Below are 22,950 nucleotides of genomic sequence, written 5' to 3' on the forward strand. Positions count from 1 at the left end.
GCGACATATGGGGCCCTTTACGGTTGCCGCGCTAGCTATTATAGGTGTTTTTTCTTTCGCCGCATTTAAGGAATACAACAAAAATAAAGGGCGGGTCGAACTCGATGAATTAACGATCGTTAAAGCCGAACTTATCGAGCTTAAAGAGCGAGTTGTCACCCTAGAAAAGATTGTCACCGATAAGTCTTATCAACTTAAAGATGAGATAGATAAGCTTTAGGTTTAGGAAAAGCAGGAGAATAAAGTCCTAGGTCCTAGGTCCTAGGAAAATGCTAAGACGGGATAAGCAGGAAAAACAAAAAAACCATCTATCCAGCTCAGCGAGTAACACTTTTGCCCTTTTTTACTCCTAGAACCTGCTTTCCTAAGGCCTTTTTTATAATGTAGGTCGGCATTTATGCCGTCATCTTTGATGGGCTAAAGCCCAACCTACATTAAAAAACACAATACCCTCTTTTGATTTTATAGCAGGACGAAGTCCACTCTCAACGCAAACCGTGCTAGGTGCTAGGTGCTAGGTGCTAGGAAAGTAAAAAATGGGAAAAACGGCAAAGCAAAAGATAACAGCTTGGCTTTTGCTGTACCTAGCAGGGCGAAGCCCGTCCTCGCAGCGAAGCGCCCTAGGATCTAGGTCCTTCTTTTAAAATAACAAAGCCACCTGTCGGTGGCTTTTTACTACTTATTCAAGCTAATGCAGCTCAGTTCAGTCCTGCTCAAGCTCTAGTGAACTGACACTGAAACAAGCTTAAACGAATAGGTGTTTAATGTTCTTTAAGTCACCCTTGCCTTCGGCAAGTTCTTCTGCCGACAGACCAGAGACTTCATGCGGGAATACCAACCATTCATCTGACTCATGAATGAAGTAGTCAGGCTTTAAAGGTACGGCGGTATTTTGAGGCTTATAGTATGGGCAGGCAATACGCACATCTTTTGGCATATTTAAGCGCATAAGGTCGCTCAAGTTTTCCATTAGTGCATGGATACTACGACCCGAATCAAACACATCATCAACAATCAATAGGCCATCACCGGCATTAGCGTTTTCTACAATGTAATGTAGGCCGTGCACCTTGATCTGCTTACTCTGCTTATTAATGCCATAGTAAGATGAAGTACGTACAGCAATATGGTCAGTTTCAACTTCCTTGAAATCGAAAAACTCTTGCACCGCAATACCGATTGGAGCACCACCACGCCAAATACCCACGATGAACTGTGGACGGAAGCCACTCTCGTAAACTTGTGCCGCTAAGCGAAAAGAATCTTCTAGCAACTCTTGCGCAGTAATAAAGCATTTCTCTGACATCTTACCGTCCCCATCTTGTTATTAATATCTAAATTAGGTCTTATACCTTTCATAACATCAATTGATCTATTTACAGCAACACTCTGACGAGGAGAGTTACAAATTAGATTATAAAAACAATAAGTTAATTTAAATAGTGTATTTCCACTAACTCACTGTCATCCAATAAGAATAGATCAAAAGTAGTTTAGCTGATTAGTACAAAAAGGCAGGTGATGACATCTATTCCAAGATCTGGAATGGGGCCTGTTAATCGTCAAAACGAATTAACCGCTCAAAGTCTAAGCACCCACCGGATTTTGGAGGCAAATTTTATACTAAATTAATCTGTATTGCTGCAAAAAAGCAGAAAACTTATATCGTTATCACTAAAAAAGGCCACCTTAAAAGGTTGGCCTTTTGTTTATCATTACAATTAAGACTCAATCAAATGCGAATGTTGACAGACTGAGCTCATAACGATTAACACCTTATCGCGTTAATGCTCAGCTCTGTTAAGCGTTAACCACTTCAAGTGCATGGCTACCCGCTTTCGTTACCATAGAGAAGTTTCGCTCGGTGTCTTCTGTAAAGTCGCGAGTATAGATCGTATCCACATAACGCCAATCGCTACGCACCTCTTCATGAGTAAAGGTCAGGGTCATTAAGCCTCGATTCATTAGATTCGCATAAGCAAGGTTATCGACTAAATCGATAATCGCCGCTTCAGTCGCTGGAATATCTTTAGCATCGATGCCAAGGTAATACTCAAGCCCAGGTGACGATACAGAACTTGTCGCGAACTCAACCCCCACACCATCTCCAGCGGCATCTTTTAGCTCATTCGCCCAGGCATTATGAGTATCACCAGCTATCACCACTAGGTTTTTGGCTTGTGACTTCGCGGTCGCCAAAATAACTTCACGCTCATAGGCATAACCGTCCCATGCATCGAGGTTATAAGGGATTGATGGCAGCTGTAACAGTGCCATCGCCTGCGGCGTTAACTTATCGCCGTAAAAGGCTAAGTACTTCAACTCATCTTCAGTCAGAGTCGGATCGCCCGCCGCTTTTCTGGCTGCAAACTGGGCTAATGCGGCTAACTGACCAAACTCAGGAATAGACAACTGCTGAGTCGCAATCGCCGCAGGTAGCATCATCTTCCCCATCAATACCTGTTGCCCCAAGACCTGCCATGTGGCCGTCGACGTCAGTAGCGCCGTTTGCAGCCAAGCCTGCTGTTCTTGGCCTAGCATAGTTCGATTTGTATCTGTGATATCTGCCATAAAGCGTGCGCTATCTAAGCCACCAGCACCATTCATATATTCAACGTAATCGAGCGGTTTATCACGGCCTATCAGGCGCGTATCTAGCATATGTAAATCGACTAAGTCGCCAAACTGGAATGAGCGGTAGATCTCTTCATGATTGCCTTCTCGCCACGGACGAATAGGCAGCCACTCGAAATAGGCTTGCAATGCCGCCTCTTTGCGCGCATCGAAATCCCCTTCGCCATCATTGTGATTTTCAGCGCCGTCACGCCAGCTATCATTCGCCACTTCATGGTCATCCCACACCGTAATAAACGGCGTTTTACCATGCAGCTTTTGCAAGCTAATATCACTACGGTATTGGCCATAACGAGTGCGATAGTCAGACAGACTCATAAGCTCGCCTTCAGGTAAGACTTCGCGTCCTAATGCCGCTTCGCGCTCGCTAGCATATTCACCACGGGCATACTCGTAAATGTAATCGCCAAGATGAATAACCGCATCAAGATCATCCATTCTTGAAGCCATCTCGTAGACATTAAAATAACCAGCTGGGAAGTTGGCGCAAGACACCACGGCAAACTTAGCACTATCGATAGCGCCCTGTGGTAAGGTTTTAGTCATTCCTGCTTGTGAAGTTTTATTGCCGGTTTTAAAGCGGTAAAAATACTGAGTACCAGCCTCGAGCCCCATGGCGTCGACCTTAACCGTATAGTCTCTATCGCTGTTAGTGATGGTTTCGCCATTACTCACTAACTGGGTAAATGCGGCATCGGTCGCCACCTCCCACGACACCTTAATGTCACCATCACTTTCTGGCGTAACGCGGGTCCAAAGTATCACCGCATCATGGCTAGGATCGCCACTAGCAAGGCCATGGAGAAACTCGGCATAGATGTCATTGTCATCATCGCTGCTACAGCCCATCAGGCCATAAGATACAACTGCAGCGCCCACACCTTTAGCAGACATGGCTAAAAAATATCTACGAGTAACTGGTCGTTTCATTGTTATTATTCCTTTAATATTACGTTCTAGTTCTACTTATGTGGTACGAGGTCTAATCAGATGGAATGCTAAAGCACCACCATGACACGAAGAAGACAAAGATGTAAACCGATTGTTAAATATCAATTAATTTAATCGGCAGGTTATTGCTGTCAGCAAAGCATCAAAAAAATTTAGTGGTCTTCCACCTAAAAAGAACAAAGGATAATGTGTAGGGCTATTTCAGTATTGGCAGTATTAATTACGTTACTTAGCGGCTGTAGCAGCACAGAGCAAAGCGTGATCTTTGACGAGTTAGAGCAAAGAGGTGGTGTTATCTACTATCAAGACGCTCTCTATACTGGGATATTTTTAGATAAGGACAGCCAGCAAAGAGTTAGGGCTAAAGGTTACCTTATCGACGGTCTACTCCAAGGAGAAGTCATAAGCTATGACATCTATGCCAGAGTAACAAGAACCGAACACTTTAAAGATGGCAAACCGCATGGGATCATAACCAAGTTTTATGAAGATGGCACAGTAGAAGAACAAGGCCAATTTGAGGCGGGCGAAGCAGTCGGGAAATGGCTGCTTTATTATGAAAGTGGCGCCTTAGCTCGTGAATCTTTTCACAAAAATGACCGACCTACTGGACAGTGGACATATTTTAATGAAGATGGAAAAATCAAAGAAACACGAGTCTATAAAGACGGTCAGTGGATAGAATAATACCAATAAGTATAAAGATTTGGTCGCTCAGCGAGAATTTAGCGGTTCTGATGCAAGGCAACGAGTGAAGAGCATAGTTGTTCTACGGTTTAGCTCGTTAACACAGCAGCTGAGCCGCTAAAACTCGCCATTCTGGAGCGTTTTTGGCTGCCTACTTCAGCGTTGAACAGCTTTACAAGGGAATAGCCATTCTTACAGCTATTCGCCTTGAATTAGTTTGCCAAAAACCGCTCTGAGTAGATCAACTTCTTATACTGATTGGTATAACATCTCTACAAAGCCAGCTTTAGCATTAGCGCCTAATGCGTAAGGTGCAAATAACCGGCGCGTGGTCGCTACTTTGGCTATCACGCTCAAAGCTTGGGTTCACTAAGTGCCTGTCTTCGGTGTGATAGTCACAAACTTCGGCAACACTATTATCAAAGCTTGGGTCAAAGTCTGCCGAAAGTAATATGTAATCCAGCACATTACCTGTAGCGCCGTAGTAATGAGTCGGCGCTCTCGATGCCCGTGCTTTAGCCAGCATTAACTCTTCCTCTACAGCGACATCAACAAGACTTTTATCTGCAGTCTCCACGCCAAATAGATCCTGCAAACCTTGTTGAAACAGTTTGTAAGCATCCGTCAGCGGGAAATTCGCTAGCTCGCCCAGCCCCTCTTTTTCAAAACGTAGTTCGCGGTTAGTTAATGGCGATAATACCGAGCTTGTGAGCTCTTCATTAAAATCGCCCATTAACACCATTGGCTGATTGGTCTCAATCCGTCTTTGTAGCATGGCATGCAACAGTAACGCTGCTTCACTGCCTCGCTGAATGCTCGATGCCCACTGACCTAGACTGTTACGCCCTAATAACTCACCAAAGTTAACCAAAGGTGCGCTAGAGCCAGCCTTCTGCAGTGAAAGCTTAGGTTCTGAAAGTTTTGGTTCTGAAAGTTTTGGTTCTGAAAATTTTGGCTGGGGCAATTCATCCAGGTGCGGGCGCTTAGATTTAAAGTGCACCACGTAAATGTCGCAAAGGCCAATCTGCGGCAACTGCACTGTCGCGCGAAGGGGTTTACGGCTAAATGCAAAGTTAGGGGTTAGCCCAAGCGCATGAATATACTCAGGCTCAGCTTCAATCGCGGTCACTTCTGTGAAAGGATATTTTGAGGCAAGAGCGACAACCGGATCGCGGCAAATATAATCGTCAATCACGGTTGGTTCACCCACTGTGGCAAAATGCGCATAGCCCACAGCTCGCATCTGCTCAGCCAAGGCTTGAGCCGAAAACACCTCTTGCAAGCCAATAATATCGGGCTGATGCTGCGCTAAAAACTCAGCTAACCAGCCCTGCTTTTTATGCCATTGTTCTTTGCTATAGATATTCTCAAAATCGTAATAAGCCAAAGGTGGCTCAATATAATTAAACAGGTTAAAGCTGGCGAGTTTGAGCCTGTTACTCATATTACTTGACCTACTCTTTGACATTGGGTTTTGTACCTAAAAATTACGTTATTTATCTGAGACACCCTCTATTTAACGGTTTTTTTATCGCCTTTTAGCTTCATAAACAGTTCCATCAGCAATACCGCTAACGCGCCAGCGATGACACCAAAAATCGCGTTTAAAATACTTGGTGTGATGAAGGCAACCACAGGTCCTACAAATTCAAAAGCCGCGATCCACTGCGCCGCATGAGTGATCTGCCCACCCACCCAATGCCAGCCATGGGTTAAGATCCCGCCGCCCACCATAAACATGGCAATAGTGCCGACAACCGATAAGGTTTTCATTAAGTAAGGGGCTGAATTTAATAACATCATGCCAAAGCGACGCTTAAAGCGTGCCCATACCCCCTCGCCAGGACGCTGACTTAAATAAAGCCCCGCATCATCGAGCTTAACAATCCCAGCCACTAAACCATAAACACCAATGGTCATAACTATCGCGATAAAGCTCAAGGTGAAAAACTGCGTACTTAGACTCTTTTCAGCCACAATACCTAAAGTAATCGCAATAATTTCGGCAGATAACACAAAGTCAGTGCGTATCGCGCCCTTAACCTTATTGGCTTCATATTCCTTGAGATCGACAATCTCCTCTGCACTTGCCTCGGCTTCATCTATTTGATGGTGTTTTTTGGCGTGATAGCTGTGGTAAATTTTTTCGAAACCTTCATAGCAAAGGTACAGACCGCCAAACATAAGCAGCGGAGTAACAGCCCACGGAATAAACGCACTGATCAGCATCGCCGCTGGCACTAAGATACACTTGTTTTTAAACGAGCCGACTGCCACAGCCCAAACAACCGGTAGCTCCCGGTCGGCACTCACGCCTGTCACCTGCTGTGCATTTAGTGCCAGGTCATCACCAAGCACACCAGCCGTTTTGCGGGCTGCAATTTTACTCATTGCGGCGACATCATCTAAAATCGTCGCGATATCATCTAACAAGGTTAATAAACTCGCCCCTGCCATATCGACTCCTTTAATTACCCAAGACACTCCAAGAATGCCAAAATTCCGTCTAATACCAATCTAAATCACACTCATACTCATACTATAGCGGCTATTGTGAATAAGCTCATGACAATAAACTGTTAACTGCATCGAAAACTGCCGTTTTATCCACGGCAAATAAACGCCTTACCAATTATGCGTCACTTTTAAAGTAAATTTCAGGCACGTTCAGTGGCTTAAACGAGTATACTATCAGCAATATTTTTAACCTTTTCTTTAACATTTTCTTTAACAAGGGATTTCATAATGACTCAAGATGAAATGAAAAAAGCCGCCGGATGGGCAGCACTACAGTATGTAGAGAAAGACAGTATTGTTGGTGTAGGTACTGGCTCAACGGTTAATCACTTTATCGATGCACTCGCCACCATGAAGTATGATATCCAAGGTGCGGTATCAAGCTCTGAAGCATCAACAGAGAAAATGAAAGCCTTAGGCATTGAGGTTTTTGATCTTAACAGTGTTAATGAGCTATCTGTATACGTTGACGGTGCAGATGAAATCAACAGCCAAATGCACATGATCAAAGGCGGTGGCGCTGCGCTGACTCGTGAGAAAATTGTAGCAGCAGTTGCTGAAAGGTTTATCTGCATTGTTGATAACACTAAGCAAGTTAGTATCTTAGGTGAGTTCCCACTGCCAGTCGAAGTGATCCCTATGGCACGTTCATACGTGGCTCGCCAAATTGTTAAGCTTGGCGGCGATCCTGTTTACCGCGAAGGCTGTGTGACCGATAACGGTAACATCATCTTAGATGTATACAACATGAAGATCATGAAGCCAACTGAGTTAGAACAGCAAATCGACGGTATTGTTGGTGTTGTCACTAACGGTCTATTCGCTAAGCGCCCTGCAGACGTATTGCTAGTCGGCACCCCTGAGGGCGTTAAAACCGTTACTTACTAACGGTTATATTAATACCTGAGGCATCAATACTTGGAACATTAATATCAACGATATTAATGTTCCAGACATGCAGCCCAGTTTAAAGCCACTCGATTGAGTGGCTTTTTTTCATTCTTAAACCGACATCAATCGCAACTCTATTAGCTAGCCTGCATGGCGCTTGGCTCGGTATTTATGCCTTAGAGCCGGTAACGCCTCAAGTGAGCACAGCAGTAATCCGGTCCAGATCAGCGCCAAGCTCATCGCTTTTATTTGGACAAAATACTCGTTAAACACCATAAAAAAACGAAAAATCAGCAAGCGCATAGCCTTTAAATGAAAGCGTAGCATGGGTAGCTGTTGAGGGTTGCAAAGAAAATTTACAAGAATGGATAGAAAATTAGAGTGGGACTATTGTCGCATTTCAGCGGCAATAAAGCGTGATATATCATCCTATTTACCTGATTAACTCAAAGTAGTCATATATCATTCCAACACTTTATTGTTCGCCTGCAACGAACAGTGATAGGTTAGAACAGTCTCTTACAAAGAGAGCAACACGGAAGATTTTATTTAAAGAAATCACTTAAAGGAGTAAACAGTGAAGCAGATTATTATTGGGCTCAGTATCGTCCTAGCAACAGCATTTACATCGACACAAGTGTCAGCCCACACCTATGAAGGTAATTGGTATTTTGTTGAGGGTGAATACAAAAAACCAGATGGCACCATTCTCAAAGCCGACAACAGCACTTTAGTCGCAGTCAAATCAATCAAGGGCGATATCTTCTCGCTAACCAACACCGAAGACGGCGTGTTTCTAGGTTACCTAGCAGGTGATTTCATAGTCGATGGCGACAACTACACCGAAGCGGTAAAAACCGGCACTCGCGCCAAGCACCACGGTAAAAACTACCACTTTAAAGGCTGGCTAGAAACCCGTGAAGAGAATGGCAAAACAGTCACCTACTGGCACCATGAAGGCGAAGTAGAAGGCATCAAAGAATACGAAGTATGGCGCAAGCTGCTCTAACCTATTCGCCGCGAGAGATATTAGATTTTATCTGAGCAAGCTAAAAGCTTGCTCTATTAGATGGTAAAGCCGCGTTGTTAAGCGTGTGCAATTTAGCCCTCTGACTCCATTAACAAGCTGTTGCGACTCAAGCCAGCCCATACAACATCATGTGCTTTTTATAGCCACTAATTTAGTGATGACCTCGGCGTAATGCAGAACTTATAGATGCCACAACTCCCCATCGAAGTTGCCGAAGTACGCAGATGAAAATGCCGTAGAACCATCATGGATGATGGTTCAGGCTCGGGGGGACATGGATGTCCCATCTGAGCCGTTAGGCGATTTTTATTGGAGTATGAGGCCCGTATTCAACGCATGTAACTTCGTCGGGGCGTCATGGTGGATGCAAGGAGGATAAGGACGAGCAGTCCTCCTTGCCCGGGTGTGGGATGGAATCCCACGACTTTAGTTGTTAGACGCAGTCTAACTCAGCCTTAAATAATTAAATTAAATCATTAATCCGTGATTTACCAAATCAATTACATAAATGCCAACAACGGTGAGATACACAACAAAACACCCGTCACAATAATCAGGTTAGTTGCCCAGCCCTTATATTTGTTCAAGTGTGGCACCTTGTACACCAAGTAAGCCGGAATTAAACAACCCACCAAACCAAAAATTGGGCTACAAATAGAGGTGAATGAAAGGATTGGCGCGTTTAACGCAATTGCAGACCAAGCCAGTAAAATAATGAACACAGTGATTAATTTATTCACTAGCTCTTTATTAATCTGTGACTCTTTACGGCTACGCAGTAGCACGTTCATCGCTAAACCGCGGCAAGCCTCTTGAAACGCTAAGAACACACCAAAGAATGATGTAACCACCGCAAAGATGTTAATCACAATACCGGTCACTGTCGCCCATGACCCAGGGAAGTACTGCGCAATAATCGCCAGTGCTGAGATATTTTGATTCATCGCCTCAGTTGCTTGCGCTTGGCTAATGGCAAAAGTAAACGATATCGCAAAGAAGAACACCACGACAAACAGAATAGAGAAAGCAATTTTCATTGCGCGCTCAGCCTTGTAACGTGCGACCTCAATCGATTTTTCGTGTGAGCGATATGAGATCACCATTGGGCTTAACGACTGGATAAACAGAATAGAGGTTAAGGTAAATGGCAGGGTAATAATGGCATTTTTCAGCATTGGGCCAAACTCACCCATGCTTGGAATATTCGCCATATCCCAACGAGCCATCAGTAACACAGCCATTACCGCCACCAGTGTCAGCACGGTCACCGCCATAAAACCTGACAGTTTAAATAGCAGCTTTTCGCCTTTTGAGCCGATAAAGGCTAGTACGCAGATTAAGCCTAAACCGTAGAATACGTTGTCACTTAGCTTGCCCTCTGTTACGCCAAATGAATGCAGGTAAGAGGCACTGTCGTTAGTCACGGCTAACGAATAAACCAGCACCCAAATAACCAACATCAAGAAGTACAGCACACCTAATGCAATACCCCAGTTTTTGCCAAGATAGTTTTCAATCACGCCTGGATAATCGGTACACTTTTTTGACTCAGCTAAGGTATTAATGAATAACTTTTGGAATAAATACATTGCTGGGTAGCCAATGATAGATGACAGCAAAAATACCCATAATCCCATTACGCCAACCTGAACAGGTAAAAATACAATACCGGCACCGATAGCCATACCTATGCTCATCACTATCCAGCCAAGGTCAACACTGTCAAACTTGGTTGCTTGCTGCCATTCGGCCTTAGTCATATTGGCGCGTTGGTGTAGGGGTTGCGCTTGAATATCACCACTTGGTGTGCCTTGAATTACTTCACTCATTAGTCAATTCCATTAAATTTGGCCATAGCCACTGACATGAAAAAATTATAATTATGTTTATAGGAAAACAGCATTTTTATAGTGTTTACTTGGCCTGAGCATACCCAAGGATGGAGAGAATATTTTTATTTAAATTCATCGCTATTGGCGTCGATTTAGCAAAAAATACTCTCAATCTAGCGATTTTTTCACATCGTTTTTTCGTACTGATCCAGATCAAGAGTTAATCACTTTTAAACGCTCAATAGTTTGATGTCCTTCACCTTATTAGTCATTAATCATCCGCTAACAAGCCTTTAAAAGTGTGATTTATTTCAATGTTTTAGATTTTAACTTAGAGAGGTGTGGCGCACATTTCTCGAATTAAAGTGATAACCACAACTAAATTAAATCGATGTGTGAGCTAAATCACTAGCCAGCAAACCATATAAATAAGTATAAAAATCAACCTACTAGATGAGTATTTAGTCTGATTATTTAAAGCGAGAGAGAGTTTGAGGCCCGTAGATGACGAAATGCTGACTTGATGAGCAGTTCAATCTATAGGGATAACATGTACAGATAAATAATCAAAAACAGAGAAGTTGAAAGGGAAAGAGAAAATCTTACGAGTGCTGCTAGCAATGATTGAGGTGAGCATTCTCTTGAAACTAGCGGTCTTAAAAATAGCCATCTTGAAAATGGCTTTCGTGTGTTGCTTTATCGCATAGAGAAACTAAAAAGCCAAATCGGCATTCTTAATTAAGAACCGATTTGGCTTGAATTTTTTACTTTAAGTTTAAGCTTCAGGCTTATGCTTTAGGTTTATGCTTTAAGCTTGAGCTTATTGATAAGGGCTATTGATAAGAGCCATTTCTAAGCGCTATTACTAAGCTTCATCGAATACTAGGCTTTATCAAAATCTTGTCTTATTTGTGCATCATAATCTCTAAGATTTGCACATCGGTTTGGGTCATAGAGCCATTGGCTAATGCTGCAAGATTTCGGATGGTTTGATCAACATCATCAGCAACTATACCTTCAGTGCCCGTTACCCGAATACCATCAATGGCCATTAAGGCAGATTTTACCGCAGCTCCTGCCGATGAAGACACTTTCATTGCACAGGCTGTCTTTGCACCATCACAAATAACACCACTCACATCACCAATCATGCTGCAAATGGCTGCACTGACTTGCTCAATCTCACCATCAAGCAAATAGGTTATACCTGCTGCGGCCCCCATAGCTGCAGTTGTTGCGCCGCATAAGGCTGAAAGCTTGTTTTGATAGCTTTTAATATAGATAGCCGTTAAGTGCGACAACATGAGTGCGCGGATGGTTTGCTCCTCAGTTGATTTAAGAAAATCTGCACTGACAACAACAGGCATGGTTGCCGCAATACCTTGGTTGCCAGAGCCTGAATTACTCATCGCAGGCATCATAGCGCCATCCATACGCGCATCAGACGCCCCAGCGGTACGAGTTAATACGTCGGTCAGTAAGCCACCAGATAATAGGCCTTTCTCTTGGTTTTTAACGAATGTCGCCCCAATTTTCAAACCATAATTACCACTTAGGCCTTCAATGGATAAAGCATCATTTAGGCTTTTAGCCTGCATAATAAAACGTATGTCATCCAAAGGTATATGCATGGAAAAATCATAAATATCTTGCAGTTTTGCCTCGGTAAACGGGTTAGTTTTATCGCTATTATCATTAACAGTCGCCACCTGTGGAACAGATAAACACTGCTTACCATTTATTTCTATCGCGACAACCTTGGTGTGGCTATCGGCAATGGTGACACTCGCCGTTTGCTGCTGATAATAAACCGTGACTTTGGCGTATAAGACATTAGCCACATCAGCGACACCGACTGTCACTTGATTGTTTTCAAGCATCAATTTAGCAACTTGAACGTCGCCATTGGTGAGATTTTTTAATACTTCAAGACCGGCATGACGTTCACCTGCTACCGCGCCAATTGCGGCCGCAATTGGCAGGCCAACCATCCCCGTACCCGGGATCCCCACACCCATGCCGTTTTTCATTAAGTTGGCAGAAACAGCAACCTCTAGCTTAATGCTACTGGCTTGGTCTTTTATCCCTAGCTCATCAATAGCAATTGCGGCAGCTAATGCCACAGAAATTGGCTCGGTACAGCCAAGGGCTGGGACGACATCGCGTTTAACTGCTTCAAGGAATAAAGGCCATAAGTGTTGTTTCATCGTTGTACTCACTTCTAGTAATCGACACTATTTGGAAAATAGTCATTGCAATCTTTGATTCATTGTAATGGATTAACTGAAGAATTATTTTTCCATTTTTTCTACCAACAAGGCAGAAAAGAGAAAGTTTTTCTATTAAAGTGCAATTGTAAACTATAAGAATGCTTAAATAAGCAACAGCAGATAATCTCAGTAAGGAATGACCTTGTGGTTGAAAAAGTAAAACTAGATAAAGTAGACCGACAGCTGCTCACCATGCTACAGCACGATGTCACCTTATCGCTTAACGAGTTAGCCAAAGCCGTTAATTTAACGACCACGCCTTGCTGGAAACGCTTAAAGCGTTTAGAAGAAGAGGGGGTTATTAACAAGCGAGTCGCCCTGCTCAACCCAAGTAAGATAGGCGTTGATTTCACCGCATTTGTGCAGGTTAAGACCTGTGACCACTCCCATGCTTGGTATGAGACATTTATTGAAGCGGTTTATGCCATGCCTGAAGTGATGGAGTTTTACCGCATGGCTGGGGAGTATGATTATATGATGCGGGTACAAGTTGAAGATATGGCGGCATTTGATCACTTTTATAAACGCTTGGTCAATCAAGTGGCAGGCTTAACCAATGTCACTTCAACCTTTGCGATGGAATCATTGAAATTCAGCACCGTTTTACCATTAAAGCCTGCGTAACTAGCGCTCATTGCCTACCCGCTTATTTAAACAAGTAAAGAGCCAGCCTTCGGAAGAAGGTGGTTCTCCTCTCAGTTGTGGCTCGGACTCACAGAAGGAATCTTTCCTACCGTGCTTTAGCAAGACGTCGTAAATATATCCCTATTGGCTCTGCTAAATCGTCCCTGATTTAGAAGCTTGCAAAGTACTTAAAGCAAACCTTCCATTAAACCCACTTAAGGTAAACCTACTCAAGACAAACCTACTCAAGGTAAACCTAATTAACGATACTGCCCTACAAAAGTTGAGGGTTAGGGCTAAAAACAAAAAGAATGCAACCAGTGCATCCTTTTTGTTCGGCTAGATAAGGGCAACTGCCTACTTAGGCTCTATCTGCTCAACCATCAGCTGCAAAGTCTGATTGCCTCTAAACTCATTCACATCAAGTTTGTACACCACCTGAGCATACTGAATCGTCGCATCGGGCCAGGTCTTCAAGTCCACATTAAACGCTATCGCATCGAGCATCACCCGGCCGCATTCGGTTTCTAGGATCAATTTTAAGTGCTTCTCACCCACAATGCGCTGTTGAATAACCCTAAAATAGCCATCAAATAACGGCTCCTGAAATGACTGCCCCCAAGGACCGGCATTTCTAAGCTCAGTGGCAAGCTCCAGCTTAAACTGCTCGGGAACCAGTTCGCCATCTGATACTAACTCACCGGTTAACAATTCTGGAGCTAAGATTTCACGTACAGCTTTATCATAAGCATCGGCAAACAAAGCAAACTGACCCGCTTGAATCGATAATCCTGCAGCCATAGCATGGCCACCGAACTTAATAATTAACCCTGGATGACGGCTATTAATTAGTTCTAACAGATCACGCATATGCAGACCTTTAATCGAGCGCGCCGAGCCTTTTATCTCGCCCTCGCCCGCTTCAGCAAAGGCGATCACTGGGCGGTGATATTTATCTTTAATGCGTGAGGCCAAGATACCAATCACGCCTTGATGCCAATCGGCTTGAAAAATAGCAATTCCCCACGGCAGCTCGGCTTCATTGAGCTCAATACTCTCTAAGCTCTTAAGCGCTTCTTGCTGCATATCGGCTTCTAAATCACGGCGCTCGGCATTGAGACCATCGAGCTCTGATGCCATACGACGAGCGAGCGAGATGTCGTCACACAATAAGGTTTCGACACCGAGTGCCATCTCATCGAGCCGGCCTGCGGCGTTAAGTCTTGGACCAACGGCAAAGCCAAAATCTGATGCGACAATACGTGACGGTGTTCGCTTAGCCACTTCCAGTAAAGCGGTAATACCAACGCGGCAGCGGCCAGCTTTAACTCGCTGCAGACCCGCCTCGACTAAAATACGGTTATTCGTGTCCAGCGATACCACATCGGCAACGGTACCCAACGCCACAATATCCAGTAGTTGAGCAAGATTAGGTTCGCTAATGCCTTGTTCTTGATACCAGTTACGGCGCCTTAGCTCAGCTCTCAGCGCCGACATCAAATAAAAAGCCACACCAACACCTGCGATGGATTTACTCGCAAAACCACAGCCATCTTGATTCGGGTTCACGATAGCGTCGGCATCCGGCAAGGTATGGCCCGGTAGATGATGGTCGGTGATAACAACTGTCATGCCCAGCGCTTTGGCTGCGGCGACACCTTCGATAGATGAAATGCCGTTATCAACGGTGATCAGCAGCTCTGCATTTCTACTGGCCGCAACCGCTACAATTTCAGGGCTTAAGCCGTAGCCATAGTCGAAGCGGTTTGGGATCAGGTAATCCACCTTTTGGGCGCCCATCATTCTCAGCGCAAGCACGCACACGCTGGTAGAGGTTGCGCCATCGGCATCGAAGTCACCCATAATGAGAATCGATTTTTGCGTCGCTATACCGTCAGCAATAATGTTAGCGGCCTGCTCAAGCCCAGCCATAGTGTCGGGGCGGAGTAATTTAGCTAAGCTTAATTCGCACTCAGATGCACTTACACCGCGGCTGGCATAGATCTGTTTTAAGATTGGCGAAAACGTATCAGGAAGGTGACTATCATCCACTCTCGGGCGGCGAACTATCTTATGGATCACGTTGGATTAAACCCTCATATAAATAATGTCAGCATATAAACCCTGCCAGCATAACAAAGACTGCTGCCAAAGGGGCACAAAAAAGGTGAGCCTAGACTCACCTTTTTGACTATAACTTTTTACACTCGCGGCTTTGAGATTACTGTGCCGACTCAAGCGTACGCAATAGTGCCTTAGGTGGCTGGTAACCTGGAATTAAGGTACCATCTTCAAGAATAATTGCAGGCGTACCATTAATCCCAAAGGCTTGTCCTAACTCATACTGCTCTTTGATTTTGGCGTCACATGAAGCTTGTTTAACCGCTTTGCCATTTTTCGCTGCGCCCATGGCTTTTAATGGGTCAGCTGCGCACCATACTGATTCCATTTCATCAGCATTGGCTGAGGGAATACCTGCACGTGGGAAAGCTAAGTAACGTACAGTAATACCTAGATCGTTATACTCTTGCATCTCGTTATGTAACTTACGGCAATAGCCACAGCTAACATCGGTAAAAATAGTCACCACGTGTTTTTCATTCTTAGCTTTATAAATCAACATGTTTTCTTCAAGAGGCTTCATCATACCAACGCGAGGACCAGCCATAGCCGCTTCAGTTAGGTTCTTCATGCCCTTATCAAGATCATAAAGATTACCGTGAAACAGTTTTGAGCCATCTTTAGTAATGTAAAGCACACCACGATCGGTAAAGGCTTCATAAAGCTCTGAGATAGGTGATTGCTTAATAGAGATCACTTCAACGCTTAGCGTGTCACTTAGTTTTTGCTTTAACGCAGCGGTTTCGTCACCAGCGCTGTTTGATGCTGCAAATGCAGCAGGCGCAATCATCATTGCAATCATCAAAGAAAATGTTCGGGTGAACTTCATTGGTATTCCTACTCTCTGTAAGGGTCAGACTTATGGGTATAAACGATTAGACCTAGTTTGGAGCTGAAAAGTTACAGACTCAGCCAAGTTAAAGCAAATTATTTGCTGTAACTAAATCATTCAGACGTGAAACCCATCATATATTTTAGGAAAGTTTAGAATTGTTGAAACAATTTAACCAGTCAACAACTCTCAGCCTCAGCTTAAATCCGATTGAACTTAACCCTTGATTTAAGTGTGTTACGGCGAAGATTTATGCACATGCTATTTAAAAAAATTACAACACTAATCCTGAAAACTAAGCCTGAAACTAAACCTGAAACTAAGCCTGAAACTAGGTCAGAAACTAGCCCCTTGGGTGATGCTCGCTATGAAGCGTCGCTAGCCTTGCCGTTGCCACATGGGTATAAATTTGCGTGGTCGACAAGTCGCTATGACCAAGTAGTAGCTGCACCACACGTAGATCTGCCCCATGATTAAGCAGATGGGTAGCAAATGCGTGTCTTAAGGTATGTGGCGATAGATCTGTACTAATTCCAGCCCTTAAGGCATATAGCTTGATGCGGTGCCAAAAGGTTTGTCGTGTCATCTGCTGCGCCCGTTTTGAGGGAAATAACACATCGCTTTGCTTGCCTTTTAATAGCTCGGCTCTGGTAAATTTAAGGTAGGCCTCAATCTCAGTCACGGCCAGCTCTCCAAGCGGCACTAAACGTTCCTTGCCACCTTTACCGGTAATGCGCACTAGCCCTTGGCGTAAACTTAACTGCTCCATGGTCAAACCCACCAACTCAGAGACACGAAGCCCTGTGGCGTATAACAGCTCTAGCATCGCTTTATCACGGCATTCGATTGGATCGTCATCAACGGGCTCAGCCAGTAAGCGGTCGATATCCTCTTCGCTTAATGAGTCCGGCAGTTTACGTGCCAGTTTAGGCGACTCTATTAATGCCATAGGATCGGTATCGATGCGCTTTTTGACGATAAGGTAACCATAGAAGCGTCTAAGGCTGCTCATCATGCGCGCGCTACTGGTTTTAGCGCAGCCCTTATCGAAACGCTCAGCAAGATAGTCTCGCACCTCAAGTTGCGAGCAAGTGAGTAACTCTGCGCCCTGTTTTTGTAAGTATCGGTCGAGGTGGCGCAGGTCGGTGCGATAAGCGCTTAAGGTATTATCGCTAAGCCCTTTGGTTGACCAAATGTCGTCTAAAAACAGATCGATTAAACTATCGGGCGTGTACTTATCGGCCACTTATTATTCCTATTTAAACCTAACTCGATATTATGTTTTTTATTGTAGGTTGGGCTTTAGCCCATCAAAGATGACGGCATAAGCGCATTATCGTTGCATTTCCGTCTTTTGTCTTTCTGGCTCTACCGTCTTAGCTTTTCCTTGCTCCTAGACCTAGATCCTAGGGCGCTCGCATACTCGCTGCGAGGACGCTTCGCGGCTAGAGCGGACTTCGTCCTGCTATACAGTCAAAAGACGGCATTGTGTATTTAATGTAAGTTGGGCTTTACCCATCATCAATGACGGTATAAATGTCGACCTATTTTTAGCAAAAGGGCCTAGATCCTAGCTCGCTTCGCTGCGAGGACGGGCTACGCCCTACTAGGAACAACAAAAGCGACGCTGTGTTTTATGTAAGTTGGGTTTTATGTAAGTTGGGTTTTACCCATCATCAATGACGGCATAAATGCCAACCTACAAAAGCATTATGCTGTGGCATTTCCGTCTTTTGCCTTTCAGCTTTACCCGTCTTGCATCGTCTCAGCTTGTACCGTCTCTGCTTTTCCTAGAACCTGCTTTTCCTAGAACCTTCTTTTAAACCTTCTTGCCATAAAAAAGGCGATGCTTCTTAGAAACATCGCCTCAATATTATGTCATCGAACCATTTTGCGCTATACGCAGTCGCTCGACAATCTGCTTTCTCGCTTTAATTAACCGCAAGCTGCTCAGCAGGCTTTTTTACAAACATACAAGCAATAATCACGATAGCTGTAGGCAGTAACCATGCCATACCTTCGTTGTGTAAAGGCATGAAATTAAAAATGCTTACATCAACTTTAGCCGCTTTAAAGCCATCAATAATACCGAAGAACAGCGCCACACTAACGACCAGGCGATGCGCGGTTTTTGGATAAGCAAAACGTTCAGTTAAGAAAGTTACTGCAACCAATGCAATTGCGACAGGGTAAACCGTCATCAATACTGGGACACTAATGTCGATTAACTGCGCTAAACCAACGTTAGCAACGGTTGCACAAACAACGCTCACCAATACAACAAAGCGGCGATAAGATACCTTGGGGGCTAACTCATTAAAGTACTCACCACAGGCACTGATAAGGCCTACTGAAGTTGTTAAACAAGCAAGAGTAACAACTGATGACAACAATACCATGCCGCTCGCGCCAAATTTAGCGATAACGTAGTTAGTTAAGATCACGCCACCATTTTCAGCACCGGCAGCTAAGTCACCCGCTGTCGCACCTAGATAGAATAATGATACATAAACAAATGCCAAACCACTTGCTGCAATCAAGGCCGCTTTAATCAAATAGTTAGTCTGTGCTTTTGGCTCTATAATGCCTTTCTTGCGTAGAATGTCGATGATCAACATACCGAAGATTAACGAAGCCAAGGTATCCATGGTGTTGTAGCCTTCCAAGATCCCTTTCGTTAGCGGGTTACTTTGATATTCACCAACCGCAGCGCCAATGTCGCTACCTGGGATCACAATAACTGAAACCGCTAGACCCATTAATAGTAAAATAAGGATCGGGGTTAATACTTTACCAACACTATCTAGTAGCTTACCAGGGAACAGTGCCAGCACCATTGAAAGCCCAAAAAACGCCAGCGTATAGAATAGTTGCGTGATGTTTAACGTTAAGCCTGCAAGCATAAAGGTTGCCGACGTATCTTCTAAAAATGGCTTAAAGCCAACTTCATAAGCAACTAGGCCGGTTCTTGGTGCTGCAAACGCAGGCCCTATAATGATGAAAATCGACACGGCGAGTGCAGTTGCTGCGATGGGAGGCAGCAACTGCATAATTTTACCGTTTGCTTTAGCGACAGCAATCAAAGTGATCAGTGGTAGGCCGACAGCTGTAATAAGGAAACCGAACATGGCAAGGGTGAGATTTTCACCAGCCATAAAGCCCGCTAAAGGCGGAAAAATTAGGTTGCCCGCGCCTAAGAAGAACGCGAAGGTCATGAAACCTAACCCTAACGTATCTGCGATACTCATTTGATTGTTTTGCACTTTATGCCCCATCTAGATTTTATTTTAGTTAACTATTTCATGCCATCACGCCACTAAGGCACCATATTTGGATGACAACAAAAATGCGTAATGATTAGTTTACACGGCTCCGTGGTAAATACGGCCTATACATGGCGAGTTTATGAACAGCAGCGGAAATATTATCGCTTAAATTGCTTTAAAACTGTTTTACCTTCTCTAAAACTGGGCTTTTACCGAGTAAAGAGGGGCATACTATTATCAGAGTAACTTCTAATAAACAAGCTGGCATACCTAATAAAACCCAATCTCGATACAGATGGCAACAAGGGGTTAACAGTTGATTTTCATAACTTACATTCACCCTATTAGCACCCACAAGCAGACACATTCGCGTTAATACCCAGCAAGCACTCTAAAGCTAGTAACCACTTACCAGCATGAATTCGCAACACATCCAAAAACATTAACAACAGATCACTTTTAGTAGATTACCGCAGAGGTTTGATTAGCGTACAATTAAGTTAACTGTTCAAACTGACCCTGTTGCAATGCCATTTACCTTTAAACAATTTCATATTGATGACAATCGCTGTGGTATGCCAGTAAGTACCGATGGAGTATTACTTGGTGCTTGGGCGCCCTTAAGTCAGGCACAGACTATTTTGGATATTGGGGCTGGCAGTGGCCTATTAAGTCTGATGGCCGCTCAGCGCAGCCAAGCTAAAATCACTGCAATTGAACTTGACGACCAAGCAGCACTCGACTGTCAGCACAATTTTAATGCCTCAGCCTGGTCAGATCGCTTAGAACTTATCTGTTGTGATATCCAGGCCTATTGCCAAAACGGCCACAGCAAGCAGTTTGAGCATATCATCTGCAATCCGCCCTATTTCGCTAACGGACCGCAGTCGAGTAACGCTTCGAGAGCGACGGCGCGCCATACTGACAGTTTAAGTTTTGAGGCTTTATTAGCAGCGATTAAGCAGCTATTAGCGCCCGAGGGGCAAGCTAGCCTCATATTACCGACTGAGTCAGTCAGTCTGCTGGAAGCCATTTTGGCGACGCATAACTTGAGGTTGTGCCACAAACTGCTAGCAGCCAGCGTTGAAGGTAAAGCGCCGAATCGTCAAATACTGGTGCTTACCCATGATTTAACAGCAAAAAATATTATCGATTGCGATACAGATATACAGACGGCTTCTCAACAGCAGCTTTATATCCGAGAGAAAAATGGTCAGTACAGCAAAGCCTTTAGTCAACTGAGTCAGGATTTTTATTTAAAGCTTTAAGGATCTGGCGATCTAATCGTTTAAAGTCTCTGCTATAAGCTTTATAATGTCCGGCTATTATTTATTGAGATGCCACGCATGCAATTTGAAGATCTCCAGCTTGACCCTCGTTTGTTAGAGTCACTGAAAGCAATGGGTCATAACAAGCCCACTACCATACAACAACAAACAATCCCAGTTGCCATGGAGCAAAGAGATATCTTAGCTCGTGCGCCAACGGGTACTGGCAAGACTGCAAGCTTTCTTCTGCCTGCGTTGCAACACCTTCTCGACTTTCCACGTCGATATGGCGGCCGCGCACGTGTATTGATCCTGACACCGACTCGTGAGCTTGCTAGCCAAATTCATCGCTATGCCAGCCACCTTGCTACAGGCCTAGGTTTAGACAGCGTCATCATCACAGGTGGTGTCCCTTACGGTCCTCAAGAAGAAGCGCTACAGAAGAACGTTGATATTTTAGTCGCCACTCCTGGCCGTTTAATGGAATACCTAGACAAAGGTCATTTCAACGCGGAAGAAGTAGAAGTACTGATTATTGATGAAGCCGACCGCATGCTAGATATGGGCTTCTCTGCCGTTGTTGAAACCATTGCAATCGAATCGGTCGGTCGTAAGCAAACCATGCTGTTTTCTGCCACGCTTGAAGGCAGTGACGTAGGTCGTTTCTCGCATCAGCTGTTAACGAATCCCGTTAAGCTTGAAGCTGAAGCACCACGTAGCGAAAAAGCCAAAATTCATCAGTGGATCCACTTAGCCGATGACAAAGCCCATAAATTTGCCCTGCTGTGCGCACTGTTAAAACAAGAAGATGTGCAACGCACCATCGTCTTCGTCAAGACACGTGAAGCGGTCGCTAGCCTTGAAGGCTTACTACAAAAAGAAGGGATTACTTGTGCATTTATGCGCGGTGATATGGAGCAAAAAGCGCGTTTCCAAGCACTGGGCCGTTTCACCAAAGGTGAAGTGAATATCTTGCTAGCAACAGACGTTGCTGCACGCGGTATCGACGTTGACGATATAACCCATGTTATTAACTTCGATATGCCACGCTCAGCAGATACTTACGTTCACCGTATCGGCCGTACTGGTCGCGCTGGCGCTAAAGGTACAGCTATTTCGCTAGTTGAAGCCCATGACATTCGTGTTGTTGGTAAAATCGAACGTTATATCGAGCAACCACTGAAGCGTCGTTTCGTTAAAGATCTGCGTCCAAAGAACAAAGAAGCGAAGCCGCCTGGAAAGAAAAAGCCGGGTCCAGTAGGCAAAAACTTCAGTAAGAAGAACAAAAAGAAAAAGAAGAAGTAATTCCCTTAGGGATAAGAGCGCTTCTTTCACATCTAAAGGGACACGTTTTCGTGGCCCTTTTTTTTATCCCTTTACACTGGTATATGCACACCTAAACTACGCAATAAATGGTAATACGCCGTAACGGTTACTGCCCCCATACCGACAACCAAAATTACCCGATATTTAAAGCCATGCTGATGGTGTTTTACTCGGTCTTTATGCGTCACGACATCCATCATCTCGTCGCCAAAATAAACCGATAAGAAGGTACCAACAGCGCTGATTGCGAGGATGCTCCAATAAGGAATAGGTTGAGTCAGAATATGTTCGAGTAATCGGGTGAGAAACGTCAGTTGATAAGTACTTTCAGAAAAGCTAATAAAGTAAACATTGACCCCTACAGCAATAAACCACAGCACGACTTGAGTCGTTGCCATCTTGACTTTAAACAGTAAACGCACAGGAAAGGCGATGAGAAACCCACCATCAGCAACGGGTGTGCACAGTACAAAAAAACTCCAGCTTAATATTGCTAATGCAAAACCTGTAGACGCATTATATTTCCAACTCATATACCCAAAATAAGCAACGATAATGACAAGTAAAGCCAGAAACTTTATCAGCGTTTCTTTGTGAGTTTCATGACTCGGATTAAATTTGTTGTTCATTGCGTTAACCATAATGACTCACTATTCATTGAGATCTAAATATTTAAGTATCTGAGTATCTATTTATCAATA

At 44.2% G+C, this 22,950-nt stretch carries 18 protein-coding genes; 7 read left to right on the forward strand and 11 right to left on the reverse strand.

Features of this window, described 5'->3' with window-relative positions:
- The first annotated feature begins 7 nt into the window (after positions 1–7).
- Positions 8–220 carry a hypothetical protein gene (locus ACVBIO_RS01720; protein WP_447171834.1) on the forward strand — a complete coding sequence of 71 codons (213 nt, stop codon included), beginning with the start codon at positions 8–10 and terminating at the stop codon, positions 218–220.
- 525 nt (positions 221–745) lie between these two features.
- On the opposite strand, the gene ACVBIO_RS01725 is transcribed toward ACVBIO_RS01720, so the two are convergent.
- The gene (locus tag ACVBIO_RS01725) at positions 746–1,306 is read right to left on the reverse strand and encodes a phosphoribosyltransferase (protein ID WP_447160223.1); all 561 of its coding nucleotides are present in this window, start codon (positions 1,304–1,306) and stop codon (positions 746–748) included.
- A gap of 494 nt (positions 1,307–1,800) precedes the next feature.
- Positions 1,801–3,564 carry an alkaline phosphatase D family protein gene (locus ACVBIO_RS01730; RefSeq protein ID WP_447171835.1) on the reverse strand — a complete coding sequence of 588 codons (1,764 nt, stop codon included), beginning with the start codon at positions 3,562–3,564 and terminating at the stop codon, positions 1,801–1,803.
- A 228-nt stretch (positions 3,565–3,792) separates the two neighbouring features.
- On the opposite strand from ACVBIO_RS01730, the gene ACVBIO_RS01735 reads away from it, so the two are divergent.
- Positions 3,793–4,272 (forward strand): toxin-antitoxin system YwqK family antitoxin, encoded by a 480-nt coding sequence (locus ACVBIO_RS01735; RefSeq protein ID WP_447160221.1) that lies wholly within the window; start codon positions 3,793–3,795, stop codon positions 4,270–4,272.
- Positions 4,273–4,564: 292 nt separating this feature from the next.
- Here the strand turns inward: ACVBIO_RS01735 and ACVBIO_RS01740 are convergent, their stop codons facing one another.
- A complete protein-coding gene (locus ACVBIO_RS01740) occupies positions 4,565–5,716 on the reverse strand; it encodes an endonuclease/exonuclease/phosphatase family protein (RefSeq protein WP_447171836.1) in 1,152 nt (383 codons plus the stop codon).
- Positions 5,717–5,784: 68 nt separating this feature from the next.
- Positions 5,785–6,729 carry a DUF808 domain-containing protein gene (locus ACVBIO_RS01745; protein WP_447163226.1) on the reverse strand — a complete coding sequence of 315 codons (945 nt, stop codon included), beginning with the start codon at positions 6,727–6,729 and terminating at the stop codon, positions 5,785–5,787.
- Positions 6,730–7,017: 288 nt separating this feature from the next.
- Here ACVBIO_RS01745 and rpiA point away from each other — a divergent pair, with 288 nt between their 5' ends.
- Together rpiA and ACVBIO_RS01755 are read left to right on the forward strand one after the other, a co-directional pair.
- Complete coding sequence (gene rpiA, locus ACVBIO_RS01750; RefSeq protein WP_447171837.1) at positions 7,018–7,677, forward strand: ribose-5-phosphate isomerase RpiA; 660 nt, start codon at positions 7,018–7,020, stop codon at positions 7,675–7,677.
- Positions 7,678–8,257: 580 nt separating this feature from the next.
- Positions 8,258–8,689, forward strand: coding sequence for a hypothetical protein (locus tag ACVBIO_RS01755; RefSeq protein WP_447160217.1), 432 nt, complete (start codon positions 8,258–8,260; stop codon positions 8,687–8,689).
- A gap of 521 nt (positions 8,690–9,210) precedes the next feature.
- Here the strand turns inward: ACVBIO_RS01755 and ACVBIO_RS01760 are convergent.
- Both ACVBIO_RS01760 and ACVBIO_RS01765 read right to left on the reverse strand, forming a co-directional pair.
- On the reverse strand, positions 9,211–10,539 hold the full coding sequence (locus tag ACVBIO_RS01760) for a hypothetical protein (RefSeq protein WP_447160215.1): 1,329 nt from the start codon (positions 10,537–10,539) through the stop codon (positions 9,211–9,213).
- 908 nt (positions 10,540–11,447) lie between these two features.
- Positions 11,448–12,749, reverse strand: coding sequence for an L-cysteine desulfidase family protein (locus ACVBIO_RS01765; RefSeq protein ID WP_447160214.1), 1,302 nt, complete (start codon positions 12,747–12,749; stop codon positions 11,448–11,450).
- A 207-nt stretch (positions 12,750–12,956) separates the two neighbouring features.
- Here ACVBIO_RS01765 and ACVBIO_RS01770 point away from each other — a divergent pair, with 207 nt between their 5' ends.
- Positions 12,957–13,436: an Lrp/AsnC family transcriptional regulator gene (locus ACVBIO_RS01770; RefSeq protein WP_345773631.1), complete on the forward strand. Its 480-nt coding sequence runs from the start codon at positions 12,957–12,959 to the stop codon at positions 13,434–13,436.
- Between the two features lie 357 nt (positions 13,437–13,793).
- Here the strand turns inward: ACVBIO_RS01770 and recJ are convergent, their stop codons facing one another.
- From recJ to brnQ, 4 genes are all read right to left on the reverse strand, one after another.
- Positions 13,794–15,518, reverse strand: coding sequence for a single-stranded-DNA-specific exonuclease RecJ (gene recJ / locus ACVBIO_RS01775; protein ID WP_447160213.1), 1,725 nt, complete (start codon positions 15,516–15,518; stop codon positions 13,794–13,796).
- A gap of 139 nt (positions 15,519–15,657) precedes the next feature.
- Positions 15,658–16,386: a bifunctional protein-disulfide isomerase/oxidoreductase DsbC gene (gene dsbC / locus ACVBIO_RS01780; protein WP_447171838.1), complete on the reverse strand. Its 729-nt coding sequence runs from the start codon at positions 16,384–16,386 to the stop codon at positions 15,658–15,660.
- Between the two features lie 346 nt (positions 16,387–16,732).
- Positions 16,733–17,635 carry a site-specific tyrosine recombinase XerD gene (xerD, locus tag ACVBIO_RS01785; RefSeq protein ID WP_447171839.1) on the reverse strand — a complete coding sequence of 301 codons (903 nt, stop codon included), beginning with the start codon at positions 17,633–17,635 and terminating at the stop codon, positions 16,733–16,735.
- 685 nt (positions 17,636–18,320) lie between these two features.
- Entirely contained in the window at positions 18,321–19,664 is a 1,344-nt protein-coding gene (brnQ, locus tag ACVBIO_RS01790; protein WP_447171840.1) for a branched-chain amino acid transport system II carrier protein, read from the reverse strand.
- Positions 19,665–20,182: 518 nt separating this feature from the next.
- Between brnQ and ACVBIO_RS01795 the strand changes: the two genes are divergently transcribed.
- The gene (locus ACVBIO_RS01795) at positions 20,183–20,923 is read left to right on the forward strand and encodes a tRNA1(Val) (adenine(37)-N6)-methyltransferase (RefSeq protein ID WP_447171841.1); all 741 of its coding nucleotides are present in this window, start codon (positions 20,183–20,185) and stop codon (positions 20,921–20,923) included.
- Positions 20,924–21,001: 78 nt separating this feature from the next.
- Entirely contained in the window at positions 21,002–22,228 is a 1,227-nt protein-coding gene (gene srmB, locus ACVBIO_RS01800) for an ATP-dependent RNA helicase SrmB (RefSeq protein ID WP_447160208.1), read from the forward strand.
- Between the two features lie 71 nt (positions 22,229–22,299).
- Here the strand turns inward: srmB and ACVBIO_RS01805 are convergent, their stop codons facing one another.
- Entirely contained in the window at positions 22,300–22,878 is a 579-nt protein-coding gene (locus ACVBIO_RS01805) for a hypothetical protein (protein WP_447160207.1), read from the reverse strand.
- Positions 22,879–22,950: the final 72 nt, after the last annotated feature.

The sequence above is a fragment of the Shewanella sp. 0m-8 genome (assembly GCF_052977265.1).

What these genes read in the sequence shown, in the direction of transcription:
- ACVBIO_RS01720 (WP_447171834.1), top strand. Translation starts at nt 8, where the DNA reads ATGGGGCCCTTTACGGTTGCCGCGCTAGCTATTATAGGTGTTTTTTCT.
- ACVBIO_RS01725 (WP_447160223.1), bottom strand. Translation starts at nt 1,306, where the DNA reads ATGTCAGAGAAATGCTTTATTACTGCGCAAGAGTTGCTAGAAGATTCT.
- ACVBIO_RS01730 (WP_447171835.1), bottom strand. Translation starts at nt 3,564, where the DNA reads ATGAAACGACCAGTTACTCGTAGATATTTTTTAGCCATGTCTGCTAAA.
- ACVBIO_RS01740 (WP_447171836.1), bottom strand. Translation starts at nt 5,716, where the DNA reads ATGAGTAACAGGCTCAAACTCGCCAGCTTTAACCTGTTTAATTATATT.
- ACVBIO_RS01745 (WP_447163226.1), bottom strand. Translation starts at nt 6,729, where the DNA reads ATGGCAGGGGCGAGTTTATTAACCTTGTTAGATGATATCGCGACGATT.
- rpiA (WP_447171837.1), top strand. Translation starts at nt 7,018, where the DNA reads ATGACTCAAGATGAAATGAAAAAAGCCGCCGGATGGGCAGCACTACAG.
- ACVBIO_RS01760 (WP_447160215.1), bottom strand. Translation starts at nt 10,539, where the DNA reads ATGAGTGAAGTAATTCAAGGCACACCAAGTGGTGATATTCAAGCGCAA.
- ACVBIO_RS01765 (WP_447160214.1), bottom strand. Translation starts at nt 12,749, where the DNA reads ATGAAACAACACTTATGGCCTTTATTCCTTGAAGCAGTTAAACGCGAT.
- dsbC (WP_447171838.1), bottom strand. Translation starts at nt 16,386, where the DNA reads ATGAAGTTCACCCGAACATTTTCTTTGATGATTGCAATGATGATTGCG.
- brnQ (WP_447171840.1), bottom strand. Translation starts at nt 19,664, where the DNA reads ATGGGGCATAAAGTGCAAAACAATCAAATGAGTATCGCAGATACGTTA.
- ACVBIO_RS01795 (WP_447171841.1), top strand. Translation starts at nt 20,183, where the DNA reads ATGCCATTTACCTTTAAACAATTTCATATTGATGACAATCGCTGTGGT.
- srmB (WP_447160208.1), top strand. Translation starts at nt 21,002, where the DNA reads ATGCAATTTGAAGATCTCCAGCTTGACCCTCGTTTGTTAGAGTCACTG.
- ACVBIO_RS01805 (WP_447160207.1), bottom strand. Translation starts at nt 22,878, where the DNA reads ATGAACAACAAATTTAATCCGAGTCATGAAACTCACAAAGAAACGCTG.